Source organism: Vibrio ezurae NBRC 102218 (genome assembly GCF_000467185.1).
Lineage (GTDB): Bacteria > Pseudomonadota > Gammaproteobacteria > Enterobacterales > Vibrionaceae > Vibrio > Vibrio ezurae.
This window is the reverse complement of the sequence record NZ_BATM01000038.1, coordinates 89839-104029: the sequence shown is the minus strand read 5'-3', so window position 1 is coordinate 104029 and position 14191 is coordinate 89839. Positions and strand designations below refer to the sequence as shown.

At 44.1% G+C, this 14191-nt stretch carries 10 protein-coding genes; 1 reads left to right on the top strand and 9 read right to left on the bottom strand.

All coding sequences use genetic code 11. From position 1 onward, the window contains the following. Window positions 1-31: 31 nt before the first annotated feature. The 5 genes from carB to secA form a co-directional block, all read right to left on the bottom strand. Entirely contained in the window at window positions 32-3262 is a 3231-nt protein-coding gene (carB, locus tag VEZ01S_RS12430) for a carbamoyl-phosphate synthase large subunit (protein WP_021714395.1), read from the bottom strand. 17 nt (window positions 3263-3279) lie between these two features. After that, a complete protein-coding gene (gene carA / locus VEZ01S_RS12425; RefSeq protein ID WP_021714394.1) occupies window positions 3280-4419 on the bottom strand; it encodes a glutamine-hydrolyzing carbamoyl-phosphate synthase small subunit in 1140 nt (379 codons plus the stop codon). 459 nt (window positions 4420-4878) lie between these two features. After that, window positions 4879-5703, bottom strand: coding sequence for a 4-hydroxy-tetrahydrodipicolinate reductase (gene dapB, locus VEZ01S_RS12420; RefSeq protein WP_174371952.1), 825 nt, complete (start codon window positions 5701-5703; stop codon window positions 4879-4881). Window positions 5704-5758: 55 nt separating this feature from the next. After that, window positions 5759-6166 carry an 8-oxo-dGTP diphosphatase MutT gene (gene mutT / locus VEZ01S_RS12415; protein ID WP_021714392.1) on the bottom strand — a complete coding sequence of 136 codons (408 nt, stop codon included), beginning with the start codon at window positions 6164-6166 and terminating at the stop codon, window positions 5759-5761. Between the two features lie 78 nt (window positions 6167-6244). After that, window positions 6245-8971, bottom strand: a complete 2727-nt coding sequence (gene secA, locus VEZ01S_RS12410; protein WP_021714391.1) for a preprotein translocase subunit SecA — start codon at window positions 8969-8971, stop codon at window positions 6245-6247. A gap of 284 nt (window positions 8972-9255) precedes the next feature. Here secA and VEZ01S_RS12405 point away from each other — a divergent pair, with 284 nt between their 5' ends. Next, window positions 9256-9711: a DUF721 domain-containing protein gene (locus VEZ01S_RS12405; RefSeq protein WP_021714390.1), complete on the top strand. Its 456-nt coding sequence runs from the start codon at window positions 9256-9258 to the stop codon at window positions 9709-9711. 95 nt (window positions 9712-9806) lie between these two features. Here VEZ01S_RS12405 and lpxC read toward each other — a convergent pair whose 3' ends face one another. From lpxC to VEZ01S_RS12385, 4 genes are all read right to left on the bottom strand, one after another. Next, entirely contained in the window at window positions 9807-10724 is a 918-nt protein-coding gene (lpxC, locus tag VEZ01S_RS12400; RefSeq protein WP_021714389.1) for a UDP-3-O-acyl-N-acetylglucosamine deacetylase, read from the bottom strand. A 92-nt stretch (window positions 10725-10816) separates the two neighbouring features. Next, the gene (gene ftsZ, locus VEZ01S_RS12395) at window positions 10817-12025 is read right to left on the bottom strand and encodes a cell division protein FtsZ (RefSeq protein WP_021714388.1); all 1209 of its coding nucleotides are present in this window, start codon (window positions 12023-12025) and stop codon (window positions 10817-10819) included. Window positions 12026-12054: 29 nt separating this feature from the next. Beyond that, entirely contained in the window at window positions 12055-13323 is a 1269-nt protein-coding gene (gene ftsA, locus VEZ01S_RS12390; protein ID WP_021714387.1) for a cell division protein FtsA, read from the bottom strand. A gap of 2 nt (window positions 13324-13325) precedes the next feature. After that, entirely contained in the window at window positions 13326-14102 is a 777-nt protein-coding gene (locus tag VEZ01S_RS12385) for a cell division protein FtsQ/DivIB (RefSeq protein WP_021714386.1), read from the bottom strand. Window positions 14103-14191: the final 89 nt, after the last annotated feature.

Below are 14191 nucleotides of genomic sequence, written 5' to 3'. Positions count from 1 at the left end.
ACCCCCGCCTGATTATTATTTTTAAAGACTATTACGCTAGGCTTGCTTTTACTTTTGCGTGCAATTCTTGTACTGAAGTCACGTTAGTTTTAGCGTCTGCAGTATGAGCCATGCACGTTGCAAATGCAGCGTTTAGCGTTGTGGTGTAGTTTAGTTTCTCTGCAAGAGCACCACGACGTAGTACTTTTGAGTCTTCAATCGCTTGACGACCCGCTGCAGTGTTTACAATGTAGGTGTATTCATTGTTCTTGATACGGTCAAGAATATGAGGACGACCTTCATGTACTTTGTTCACTAGACGAGGGTTAATACCTGCTTCACCAAGGATAACCGCTGTGCCGTGTGTCGCATCTAAATGGTAACCTAATTTGGTTAACTTCGATGCTAAGTCAACAACACGCTCTTTGTCACCTTCACGAACAGAAAGCAGTGCACGACCACCTTCAGGGTACACATTGCCACAACCAAGTTCTGCTTTAGCGTACGCTTCAGCAAATGTTGCGCCAACACCCATCACTTCACCAGTAGAGCGCATTTCTGGGCCTAATAGTGGATCAACACCAGGGAATTTGTTGAACGGTAGAACCACTTCTTTCACAGAGTAGTATGGTGGAATCACTTCTTTAGTGAAGCCTTGAGCTTCTAGAGATTGACCAGCCATTACGCGAGCGGCAATCTTAGCAATTGGAGCACCAGTTGCTTTAGAAACAAATGGGATAGTACGCGCTGCACGAGGGTTAACTTCGATTAGGTATACTTCATTGTTTTTAACGGCAAACTGCGTGTTCATTAGACCACGAACACCTAGCTCAAACGCCAGTTTCTCAACTTGTTCACGCATCACATCTTGGATTTCTTGGCTTAGCGTGTAAGCAGGAAGTGAACATGCAGAGTCACCTGAGTGAACGCCCGCTTGTTCGATGTGTTCCATGATACCGCCAATCACTACGCGCTCACCGTCACAAATGGCATCAACGTCCACTTCAACGGCATCATCAAGGAAGCTATCCAGTAGTACAGGAGATTCGTTTGAAACGCTAACTGCTTCGTTAAAGTAACGACGTAAGTCTTGCTCATCGTAAACGATTTCCATCGCACGACCACCAAGTACGTAAGAAGGACGTACCACTAGTGGGTAACCAATTTCACGCGACTTCTCAATCGCTTGTTCCATTGTGGTTACTGTCGCATTTTGTGGTTGTAGAAGACCTAGACGGTCAACAGCAACTTGGAAACGCTCACGGTCTTCGGCGCGGTCGATAGCGTCAGGGCTAGTACCAATGATAGGCACGCCAGCTGCTTCTAGAGCACGAGCCAATTTCAGTGGAGTTTGACCACCGTATTGTACGATAACGCCTTTAGGTTTCTCAACGCGAGCGATAGCCAATACATCTTCCAGTGTTACTGGTTCGAAGTACAAACGGTCAGACGTGTCGTAGTCAGTAGACACTGTCTCAGGGTTACAGTTAACCATGATAGTTTCGTAACCGTCTTCACGTAGTGCTAGAGATGCGTGTACACAACAGTAGTCAAATTCAATGCCTTGGCCGATACGGTTTGGACCGCCACCTAAGATCATGATCTTGTCTTTATCTGTTGGGTTTGCTTCACACTCGTCATCGTAAGATGAGTACATGTAAGCTGTATCTGAAGAGAATTCAGCCGCACAAGTATCTACGCGTTTGTAAACAGGGTGAATCTCGTATTGGTCACGTAGACGACGAATTTCGCTTTCTGCAACACCAAGAATCTTAGACAAACGAGCATCAGCAAAGCCTTTACGTTTCAGCTGATTTAGTGCTTCTTTGTTTAGACCCGCAAAACCTTTTGCTTTTACTTGTTGCTCAAGTTTAACGATTTCTTCGATTTGAACTAAGTACCAGCGATCAATTGCCGTTAGGTTGAATACGCCGTCAACTGACATGCCGGCACGGAATGCGTCAGCGATGTACCAGATACGCTCAGCGCCTGCTTCTTTAAGTTCGTAACGAATCTTAGTCAGTGCGTCAGGAGCATCAAGGTCAACCATTTCGTCAAAGCCTGTTGCGCCCACTTCTAGGCCACGCAATGCTTTTTGTAGTGACTCTTGTTGGTTACGACCAATCGCCATAACTTCACCCACAGATTTCATCTGTGTCGTTAGACGGTCGTTAGCACCCGCAAATTTCTCGAAGTTAAAGCGAGGGATCTTAGTGACTACGTAATCGATAGTTGGTTCGAATGAGGCTGGTGTTGCGCCGCCAGTGATGTCATTCATCAATTCGTCTAGCGTAAAGCCTACTGCCAGTTTCGCGGCAATCTTAGCGATTGGGAAGCCTGTTGCTTTAGACGCTAGAGCAGAAGAGCGAGATACACGTGGGTTCATCTCGATGATAACCATACGGCCATCTTTCGGGTTGATACCAAACTGTACGTTTGAACCACCTGTTTCTACGCCGATTTCACGCAGTACCGCAAGAGATGCGTTACGCATCAATTGGTATTCTTTGTCAGTTAGCGTTTGTGCTGGAGCCACTGTGATTGAGTCACCAGTGTGAATACCCATAGGGTCAAAGTTTTCAATCGCACAAACGATGATGCAGTTGTCCGCTTTGTCACGAACCACTTCCATCTCGTACTCTTTCCAACCAATTAGAGATTCATCGATTAGAAGCTCGTTAGTTGGTGAAAGGTCTAGACCGCGACGACAAATTTCTTCAAATTCTTCTTTGTTGTACGCGATACCGCCACCAGTACCACCCATAGTGAATGATGGACGGATGATACAAGGGAAGCCAACCATTTCTAGAACTTTGTAAGCTTCTTCCATGCTCTTCGCTGTATCCGCAGTTGGACACTCAAGACCAATGTGCTTCATCGCTTTATCAAAGCGAGAACGGTCTTCAGCTTTGTCGATAGCATCGGCAGTTGCGCCAATCATCTCAACATCAAATTCAGCAAGAACGCCGTGTTTCTCTAGGTCTAGAGCACAGTTAAGCGCAGTTTGACCACCCATAGTAGGCAGTACCGCATCAGGACGTTCTTTCGCAATGATGTTACGAACGACTTCCCATTGGATTGGTTCGATGTATGTTGCATCGGCCATCTCTGGGTCAGTCATGATTGTTGCTGGGTTTGAGTTAACTAGAATTACTCGGTAGCCTTCTTCACGAAGTGCTTTACACGCTTGAGCGCCAGAGTAGTCAAACTCACACGCCTGACCGATAACGATCGGGCCAGCACCTAAAATTAGAATGCTTTTTATGTCATTACGTTTTGGCATTTTATCTCTACTCCAACTTACGCTTTATGTTCTTTAATCAGGTCAATGAAATGGTCAAATAGTGGTGCCGCATCATGTGGACCAGGGCTTGCTTCAGGGTGACCCTGGAAGCTAAACGCTGGCTTATCTGTGCGGTGAATACCTTGCAATGAACCATCAAATAGAGATTTATGCGTTGCACGTAAGTTAGCCGGTAGCGTCTCTTCGTCAGCCGCAAAACCGTGGTTCTGAGAAGTAATCATTACTACGTTGCGATCAAGGTCTTTAACCGGGTGGTTAGCACCGTGATGGCCAAACTTCATCTTCACTGTTGTCGCGCCAGAAGCCAAAGCTAGAATTTGATGACCAAGACAAATACCAAAGATAGGCAGACCTTTGTCTAGGAAAGTTTTAGTTGCTTCAATGGCATAAGTACAAGGAGCCGGGTCACCAGGGCCGTTTGACAGGAATACACCGTCTGGGTTCAGCGCTAATACGTCTTCCGCTGAAGTTTCAGCAGGAACAACAGTTAGGCGACAGCCACGGTCAACAAGCATACGCAAGATGTTACGCTTGGCACCAAAATCATAAGCAACAACGTGGTATGGCAGTTCAGAGTCATCTTTCGCTTCAGGAAGACCGCCTTCAAGTGTCCAAGAACCTTGTTTCCATTGGTAGGTTTCTTTGGTTGTCACTTCTTTCGCAAGATCCATGCCTTTTAAGCCAGGGAATTCTTTTGCTTTAGCCAGTGCTAGAGCTTCGTCGAGGTTATTACCCGCAATCACACAACCGTTTTGCGCACCTTTCTCACGTAAAATACGAGTTAATTTACGCGTATCAATGTCAGCAATACCTACAATGTTTTGAGACTTAAGGTATTCAGAAAGAGTTTGTTCACTACGGAAGTTAGAAGCAATGATAGGAAGGTCGCGAATCACAAGGCCTTGAGCATGAATAGAAGTAGATTCTTCATCTTCGGAGTTGGTTCCGGTATTGCCAATGTGAGGGTAAGTAAGAGTAACGATTTGTTGAGAATAGGATGGATCAGTAAGAATTTCTTGGTACCCCGTCATCGAGGTATTAAAAACAACTTCTCCAATGGCAGAGCCTTCAGCTCCAATCGCGATACCACGGAACACAGTCCCATCTTCTAGGACCAATATTGCTGGCTTATTCAAGACAACCTCCAAACAAATAAATATGTGAAATTAATAAATTAAATTTCAAGCGCCCACTCTATTATAGAGGTAGGTCACATTTGCTGAACTCAGACAAATTGACGGCATTTTAATGATGCTACGTAATATTGTCAATTAAACGACCTCTAAAAAGTGCTTTTTTTTGCCACTCTCGGATATTTAGAACATGAACTCCCTAAAAACAAAACTTAACCTGTATATAAAATGATAATTACCCTTCTTTCAGAAAGAGTGGATTAAAAAGTATACTCAGCATCCATAAAAACACATTTCCAAGAAATAGAAAACGTTACCCTGAACAGTTAAGCCCACAAATAAAGGGTAATAAACACAAAATCAATCGAAAGCTCCAAAAGCGACAATAAAAACCTCTTATTTCCGCTAAAAAACCACAGATAATTTTAAGCAAAAAAAACGCCAGCATCTGCTGGCGTTTTATTAAATGTTATTCAAATCGAGAACATCGGTCATGCTGTACAAACCGACAGGCTTATCCCCCAACCACTGTGCAGCACGAACGGCACCATTGGCGAATGTCATTCTATCGGTCGCTTTGTGAGTGATCTCTACACGCTCACCAATATCAGCAAACATCGCGGTATGTTCACCGACAATATCGCCTGCGCGAATAGTGGCAAAACCAATTTCATCACGGCTACGCTCTCCCGTAATACCTTCGCGGGCATATACAGCAACGTCTGCTAGATTATTACCCATAGCGCCAGCAATAGCCTCGCCCATGCCGATAGCGGTACCCGATGGGGCATCGACTTTATGACGATGGTGCGCTTCAACAATTTCAATATCAGTGTAATCGCCCATGACTTTAGCGGCTTTTTCTAGCAACTTAAATACAAGGTTAACCCCGACACTAAAGTTAGGTGCCATCACAATCGAAACCGATTTTGCGTACTCGTTGATTTGCTGTTTTTGCTGTTCCGTAAAGCCCGTCGTACCGATGACAATCGCTTTAGCGTGCTTTTTACATAACTCGAGGTTGGCTAACGTATTTACAGGTGCAGTAAAGTCAACAATCACATCAAAATCATCAATGACTTTATGAAAATCATCAACGAGTACAACATCAAGTTTGCCTTCACCGCTCAACTCACCAACATCCACACCAATCAAAGAGGTTTGTGGACGTTCATTGGCTGCGCCAAGAGTTGCTTGTTCCATGCCGTTTGTTGCTTTAACTAAATTACGGCCCATACGGCCTGCCGCTCCGGCAACTGCTATTCGCACCACTACGTTAGTCTCCATTCTACAAATTGGGATGACTTAATGTATCTGAATCACAGTTTGGAATCCAGCCAATTCACTTCTCGAAGTAAAAGTGTTTCATCACTGATTTTACAACCGGAATATTTGCTTCTGGAAATGAGTAATCAGCCAAGTTTTCAACGTTTACCCAGCGCCCTTGCTGCCCTTCTTTACAAAAAGGAGTCCCAATAAAGCTGTGCACCACAAAAAAATCAAAACTTAATGCTTTATCACTATAGTCAAAATCAAAATGCTGAAAAACTTCACTACGTAAGTCATGAATGCCTATCTCTTCAAACAGCTCTCTTTCAATCGCATCGACTGCTGATTCGTTCTTTTCCACTTTCCCACCAGGGAACTCCCAAAAACCACCTTTATGAGCATGATCTGGGCGCTTTGTTATATAGATTTGTTTTTTTTCGGGGTTGAAGATGATGCCAGCTACAATATGCACTCTTTTCATTCATTCCTCTCTATATGTAAAAAAAGAGCCGCATCAGCGACTCTTTTTATCATTTTTAATCAGTCACAAAGTGAATAACTAAGCAATTTTACCATGGCAATGTTTGTACTTTTTACCTGAGCCACACGGACACGGTTCATTACGACCCACTTTTTGCTCGTTACGTACCGGAGTTTGTGCTGCAGCTGTCGGTTGCTCATCGCCAGCAAGCTGGTTTTCAGCGGTTTGATGCTGAGCTTTTGCTAAACGAGCCGCGGCTTCTGCTTGAGCTTGACGTTGCTGCTCCATACGCTCAACTTCTTCTTGCTGCTGCACACGTACTTTGCTCAGAATAGAAATCACGTCAGACTTTAACGTCATCAATAAGCCTTCAAATAGTTCGAAAGATTCGCGCTTATATTCCTGCTTAGGGTTCTTCTGAGCGTAGCCACGTAAGTGGATACCTTGACGCAGATGATCCATTGCCGCCAAATGCTCTTTCCAAAGGCCGTCAAGAGATTGCAGCATCACTGATTTTTCAAAGTTGCGCAGTACTGATGCACCTACCGCTTCTTCTTTCTCTTTGTATACTGCAACTGTTGCCGCTAGGATTTTCTCACGCAACACTTCTTCATAGAGTTTGTCGTCTTCGTCTAACCAAGTTTGAATCGGCAGTTCTAATTCAAATTCAGTTTTTAGGCGTTTTTCAAGACCGGATACATCCCACATCTCTTCAATAGATTGTGGCGGAATGTATTCATCAATAGTGCTTTCTACAACGTCGGCGCGGTTGTGCTCAATCATTTCGCTGATGTCATCAGCTTCCATTAGCTCATCACGCAGTTCGTAAACAACTTTACGTTGATCGTTGGCTACATCATCGTATTCCAGAAGCTGTTTACGGATATCGAAGTTACGACCTTCTACTTTACGTTGTGCTTTTTCAATTGAGCGCGAAAGCATCTTACTTTCAATCGCTTCACCTTCATCCATACCTGACTGAATTAGGCCAGCCATACGGTCTGAGGTAAAAATACGCAGTAGTGAATCTTCCATTGAAAGGTAGAAACGAGAAGAACCCGCATCACCCTGACGACCAGAACGACCACGTAGCTGGTTATCGATACGGCGAGATTCATGACGCTCTGTACCAATAATGTGTAGACCACCCGCCTCTAACACTTGATCGTGGATCTTACGCCATGCTTGCTTGATCTCTGCTACTTGCTCGTCAGTTGGGTTTTCTAGTGCCTCAACTTCAGCTTTCCAGTTACCCCCTAGCACGATATCGGTACCACGACCCGCCATGTTGGTTGCGATAGTCACCGCACCTGGCATACCTGCGCCAGCGACGATTTCAGCTTCATGTTCGTGGAATTTTGCGTTTAGAACATTGTGCTTAATCTTAGCGTCTTTTAGCGCATTAGATAAAAGCTCTGATTTTTCAATCGAGATAGTACCCACTAAAGAAGGTTGACCGGCTTTTACGCGATCTTTAATGTCTTCAATAATGGCGGCAAACTTATCTTCTTCTGTACGATAAACCACATCTGGCATATCGTTACGGATCATAGGTTTGTTGGTTGGGATAACCACTGTTTCTAGGCCATAGATAGACTGGAACTCAAATGCTTCAGTATCCGCAGTACCTGTCATACCAGACAATTTGTCGTATAGACGGAAGTAGTTCTGGAAGGTGATCGAGGCCAGCGTTTGGTTCTCGTTTTGAATCTTAACGCCTTCTTTCGCTTCTACTGCTTGATGCAGACCTTCTGACCAGCGACGACCCGGCATTGTACGACCAGTGTGCTCATCAACGATAACCACTTCGCCCTCTTCATTGACGATATAGTCAACGTTACGCTCAAACAGAACATGAGCACGCAAAGCCGCATTAACGTGGTGTAATAGACTGATGTTGGTCGGAGAGTAAAGTGTATCTCCTTCTTCCATCAAGCCATTTTTGATCATGAGCTCTTCAACATACTCTTGACCTGTTTCCGTTAGGTACACTTGCTTAGATTTTTCATCTAAAGTGTAGTGACCATCGCCACGGTAGTCTTCGCTGTCTTCCTTATCTTGCAATTCAAGATTAGGAATTAATACGTTGATACGAGTATAAAGCTCGGAGCTATCTTCGGCAGGACCAGAAATAATAAGCGGAGTACGCGCCTCATCGATTAAGATGGAATCCACCTCATCCACAACCGCGAAGAAACGTTCACGTTGCACACGGTCTTCAGCACGGAAGGCCATGTTGTCACGTAGGTAGTCAAAACCAAATTCGTTATTCGTTCCGTAAAGAACATCAGCTTTATAAGCTTCTTTCTTAGCTGGCGGTGCCATGTTAGGAATGTTGACACCAACGGTCATCCCTAAGAACTCAAATAGTGGACGGTTGGTTTCCGCATCACGGCTTGCTAGATAGTCATTCACCGTGACCACATGCACACCTTTACCCGTCAGCGCGTTCAAGTACACAGGAAGTGTAGCCGTTAAGGTTTTACCTTCACCCGTACGCATCTCAGCAATCTGACTATTGTTCAGAACCATACCGCCGATAAGCTGCACATCAAAGTGGCGCATACCATAAACACGTTTTGATGCTTCACGTACCGTTGCAAAAGCATGAGGTAATAGCTGCTCTAGTGTTTCGCCTTTTTCTAAACGCTGACGAAATTCAACGGTTTTCGCTTTTAGTTCTTCGTCACTTAGTTTTTCATAATCAGGCTCGTAACTATTGATCTCTTTAACGATCTTACGAAGACGGCGAAGAGTACGCTCGTTTCGACTGCCAATTACCTTTGTCAGTAGCTTAGTTATCATTGTTATTGTTTCTCTTGTTGTGGATCGTTGTGATCCAAAATTCTTGTTCGGCTTATATATCTATTCAGCGAGTACTCAGTGATATTGAGTCCAAAGCAAGCAAATTCAAGCTTTCAGTTAGATTTAATGAGCTATAGTGTATGAAATTTTAAACTTGCCGACCATTAGAAACTAAATTTGTTTGAACAAGCCTCTGTTTTTTTTAATCAACTGGATAAAGATAAAGCGAATCAGGGGGTCAAACATGGTAAAATGACGTCGAAATTCTTCTCAAAGGCTGAGTTGTGCGAGATCATAGACCGACATTAACCGAAGAGGTGATTAAAAATACCAAGCTTGGAGCAATCCAAGAACACGCGGCTGCCATCAATAAACTCAACAATACTGTTCTAGAATTACTACCTAAAGAAATTAGACGCTATTGTCGAGTGGCCAACTGTCGCGATAGCCAGTTGGTATTAGAAGTCGCCAACGCTTCAATTAAAATGAAGCTCAACTATGATCGCCTTTATCTTTTGTCTCAATTGCGCCAAAGAGGCTTTGCTCGCCTAGTCAATATTGAAATTAAAGTCAGCCCAGAGCTGTATAAAAGTGAGCAACTGTTTGTGGCAGAAAAAGACCTTCCTTCTCGCCCGCCGCTTTCGCAAGCTACGGCCGATAATTTGACTATGCTGGCAGAAATAGCGCCGGATAAAATAAAGCAGAGATTACGTAATATCGCCAAACTGGCTAATAAGTAGAAATAAAGAGATAGAGAAATAAAGCGACATACCAAGATCAAAAAAAGCAGCCTAGGCTGCTTTTTTAATTGTGTTTGGTTTAGCTTGCTAAACGCTTATGCCAACACCATGTTTGGTTCAGCAAAAGCAACAGGTGAACCTGCTTCTTCTTCAAAGGTTGCCCATTCCCAAGCTTCTTGGTCAGCCAATACTGCGCGAAGAAGTTGGTTATTTAGACCGTGACCTGATTTAAATGCACGTAACTCACCAACGATTGGTGAACCACACATGTACATATCACCGATAGCATCCAACACTTTGTGCGTAACAAATTCGTTTGAAAAACGTAGGCCGTCTTCGTTAAGAATACGGTATTCATCAAGAACGATTGCACAATCAAAACTGCCGCCTAGGCATAAGTTTTGTGATTGAAGATATTCGATATCACGCATGAAACCAAAAGTACGAGCACGAGAAATCTCTTTTACAAAAGATTTAGACGAGAAATCAAAGAGCATGTGCTGCTCATCTGAATCAATCGCTGGGTGTTCAAATTCAATTTCAAAGTCTAGACGGAAACCGTTGTAAGGAACAAGTTCAGCCCATTTGTCGCCATCTTCTACTCGAACTGGCTTCTTAATGCGAATAAAGCGCTTAGCCGCGTTTTGAACCTCGATACCTGCTGATTGTAGCAAGTATACGAATGGGCTCGCACTGCCATCCATAATTGGAATTTCAGGTGCATCCACTTCGATAATAATATTATCGATGCCCATGCCTGAAAGTGCCGCATTAAGGTGCTCAACAGTAGAGATGCGCACACCATCGTCATTTACAAGAGCGGTACACAACATAGTGTCACGTACAGAGTTGGCATCCGCAGGGAAATCCACTGCTGGCTCCAAATCCGTTCTACGATAAATAACACCAGTGTTTGTTGCTGCAGGGCGAAGCGTTAGTGTGACCTTTCGCCCAGAGTGCAAACCCACTCCGGTTGTTTTAACGATCTCTTTTAAAGTACGCTGCCTAATCATGCAATACCCCTCATTTAAAGCAAATTCTGTCGCTGTTTCCAGCTTGGTCGCACATCCTACCAGTTTTTTTTCAATTGTCAAAAAATGAGCAATTAGTCGGCTTGGTTGCGTAAGAAAGCTGGAATGTCTAGCAATGCGCTTTCTGTTTGGCCGGCTTTAGCTGCGTGTTGTTGACCACCCGTCGCAGGACGAGAAACAACAGGCTCTGATTTTGGTTTAACTGTCGTCGCTTGAACCTTCATTTCTGACTCAGCTTTTGCTGCAACAGCAACGCGAGGTTCAGGAGCAGGAGCAGCTTTTGGCTTAGAAGCTGAACCAGCCACTAGTGTGATTTCAGGTCGCTTCTCGTTGCCAATACCTGTAGCGACAACCGTTACACGGAACTCGTCAGACATATCAGGGTCTAGAGAGGTACCAATAACAACAGTTGCGTTATCAGAAGCAAACGCTTTAACCGTGTTACCCACAATCTCAAACTCATCAAGACGCATGTCCATACCCGCAGTGATGTTAACCAGTACGCCACGCGCACCCGCTAAATCGATATCTTCTAGTAGAGAGTGTGAAATAGCTGCTTCTGCCGCTTCTTCTGCACGATCTTCACCAGTAGAAACACCGCTACCCATCATTGCTTGACCCATTTCAGACATTACGGTGCGAACATCCGCAAAGTCGACGTTGATCATGCCAGGACGAGTAATCAATTCTGCGATACCTTGCACTGCATCTTTCAATACATCATTAGCATAGCCGAATGCTTCTAGTAGCGTCACATTGCGACCGTATACTTTCAGCAGTTTTTCGTTAGGAATTGTAATAAGGGAATCAACATGCTTAGAAAGCTCTTCAATGCCTTGCTCAGCAAACGCTAGACGTTTCTTACCCTCAAAACCAAATGGTTTTGTTACTACAGCAACCGTTAGTACACCCAGTTCTTTTGCAATTTCAGCAATGACTGGCGCTGCACCAGTACCTGTACCACCGCCCATACCAGCAGCGATGAATACCATATCAGCCCCTTGCAGCACACCCTTGATCGCTTCACGATCTTCAAGCGCTGAATCACGACCAACCTGAGGGTTTGCACCAGCACCAAGGCCTTTAGTAATATCAGTACCAATTTGAATTACGGAACTTACGCTGGCCTTGCGAAGTGCCTGTGCATCGGTATTAACACTGATGAATTCCACGCCTTCGATGGACTCACGAACCATATGTTCAACGGCATTACCACCGCCACCGCCAACACCAACGACCTTAATTACGGCTTCATCATTCATTTCCGTCATCGGTTCAAACATCTGCTTTCTCCGTTTCCTGTCTAGCCAGGTTAAAATTCTTTTTGTATCCAATTACGCATTTTGGTAAAAAACCCTGCAACTGATGAGGCTTGTTTCGGTTCTGAATACTCACCATCATCATTAAAATTGCTGTCTTTGCCATAATGCAATAAACCAACTGCCGTAGAATGGTACGGCTCCTTCACATATTCTGTTAAGCCTTTTACTTCTGTCGGCTTCCCAATTCGAACTTGGTTACCAAATACACGCTCAGCACATTCAGCCAAACCTTCTATTTGGGAAGCACCGCCAGTAAGAACAATACCGGCAGCAATGTGGTGATGCTTAACACCACTTTCTCTCATTTTGTTTTGTGCGTTTTCAATCGCTCGATTGATTAAACCCATAAGTTCAGTATAACGCGGTTCTATCACTTCAGATAACGTTTGTCTTTGCAAGCTACGAGATGGACGACCACCCACACTAGGAACATTAACGGTATCGTCTTTGCTGACCAATTCGCTCATCGCGCAGCCATACTTCACTTTGATTTCTTCTGCGTCGTTAATTGGCGTACCAAAGGCAAAAGCGATGTCACTGGTTACAGAGTTACCTGCATAGGAGAACACTTCTGTATGACGCAAAGCGCCACCGGTCCAAAGTGCAACATCCATAGTGCCAGCGCCGATATCAACAACACACACGCCTAATTCTTTTTCATCTTCGGTAATTACGGCATCACTTGCTGCAAGACCTGAGAAGACTAATTGTTCAACTGTTAAGCCACAACGCTCTACAGCTTTGATGACATTTCTTGCCATATCATTATGACAAGAAATCATATGTACGCTGACTTCCATACGTACACCAGATAAGCCTAGCGGATTTTTAATTCCGCCAAGATGATCTATTTTAAATTCTTGTGGAATTACGTGTAAAATACGCTCTTCTTCGCCAATTTTTATTGACCTTGCGGTATGGATCGCTCTGTCCATATCTTCTTGAGACACTTCTTCATCGGAAATGGCTCCCATACCTTTTTCAATACGACTGGTAATGTGCTGACCAGAGATAGACAGGTACACTTTGCTAATCTTATGTTCAGCCATAAGTTCAGCTTGATTCACCGCACGCTCAACGGACTTGATAACAGATTCGAGGTCATTCACCCCGCCTTTGTCCATTCCGCGAGATGGACTACTACCCGATCCAATAACATTGATCTGACCGTCTGGAAGAATTTCGCCTACTAGCGCTGAAACAGTCGCCGTACCGATATCCAAACCAACAATTAGATTATCGTCCATACCCTTGGTCATAACTACTCTCTATGCCTGTGCTCGTCGGAAAGCCAACCTACGGCGGCTCCAGTATCGTATCTCAAGTCTATATAACTGATTTGCTGAACCTTTTCGTTCATGTGTCGATAAAGGTCAACAAAGCGTTTTATTCTTTCATTTAATGCATCTTTGCCTAATTCAAGGCGAATGCCGTTGTCTAATATAATCTGCCAAGCCAGTCTGTCATTGAGAACAACGGAGGTAATCTCTAACCCTAAGCCTTCAAATTGAGGCTTCAACTCCCGCCAAGTTCTCAGCACATCTTCACTTTTGGCCTCAGGGCCATAAAGTTTGACTATGTCTTGGTCTTTTTCATGCAAATAACCCGGATCAGCATTGAAGATCTGCCCACTGTCATTCAACAGTGCAGTACCATTCCATATTGCTGCGGGTTGATGCTCAATTACAAAAACCTTGATGGTATTTGGCCATTGTTTACGAATAGCGGCACTGGCAACCCAAGGCAAATCTTCAACAGCGTGTTGCAGTTGAGTCACATCTTGCGTCATAAAAGTGCCAAATGGCTGAATGCGTGACAATGCACTCTGTACGTCAGAGTTATGTACGTATTCTAAGTTACCTTCAAGAACAAACTGAGAAAGGGGCAACCGTCCACTATCTCGCATCCATGCAACGGTGGAATAAATACCAAAAACAATCAAAATAACAACGAACAGTAAAAAACTCGCATCAACCAAGGAAAACTTGAACCTTGGTTTTTGTTTGTATTCAGTTTCGACGTCTAATATAGCTTCCATTTTAATAATGTCGTCGACTTCCTAATTAACGGCGCATATGCCTACACAGGCAAGTATATCTACCTTTAGATTATACTTACCCACCATGA

What these genes read in the sequence shown, in the direction of transcription:
- VEZ01S_RS12385 (WP_021714386.1), bottom strand. Translation starts at nt 14,102, where the DNA reads ATGGAAGCTATATTAGACGTCGAAACTGAATACAAACAAAAACCAAGG.
- carB (WP_021714395.1), bottom strand. Translation starts at nt 3,262, where the DNA reads ATGCCAAAACGTAATGACATAAAAAGCATTCTAATTTTAGGTGCTGGC.
- ftsA (WP_021714387.1), bottom strand. Translation starts at nt 13,323, where the DNA reads ATGACCAAGGGTATGGACGATAATCTAATTGTTGGTTTGGATATCGGT.
- ftsZ (WP_021714388.1), bottom strand. Translation starts at nt 12,025, where the DNA reads ATGTTTGAACCGATGACGGAAATGAATGATGAAGCCGTAATTAAGGTC.
- secA (WP_021714391.1), bottom strand. Translation starts at nt 8,971, where the DNA reads ATGATAACTAAGCTACTGACAAAGGTAATTGGCAGTCGAAACGAGCGT.
- dapB (WP_174371952.1), bottom strand. Translation starts at nt 5,703, where the DNA reads ATGGAGACTAACGTAGTGGTGCGAATAGCAGTTGCCGGAGCGGCAGGC.
- mutT (WP_021714392.1), bottom strand. Translation starts at nt 6,166, where the DNA reads ATGAAAAGAGTGCATATTGTAGCTGGCATCATCTTCAACCCCGAAAAA.
- lpxC (WP_021714389.1), bottom strand. Translation starts at nt 10,724, where the DNA reads ATGATTAGGCAGCGTACTTTAAAAGAGATCGTTAAAACAACCGGAGTG.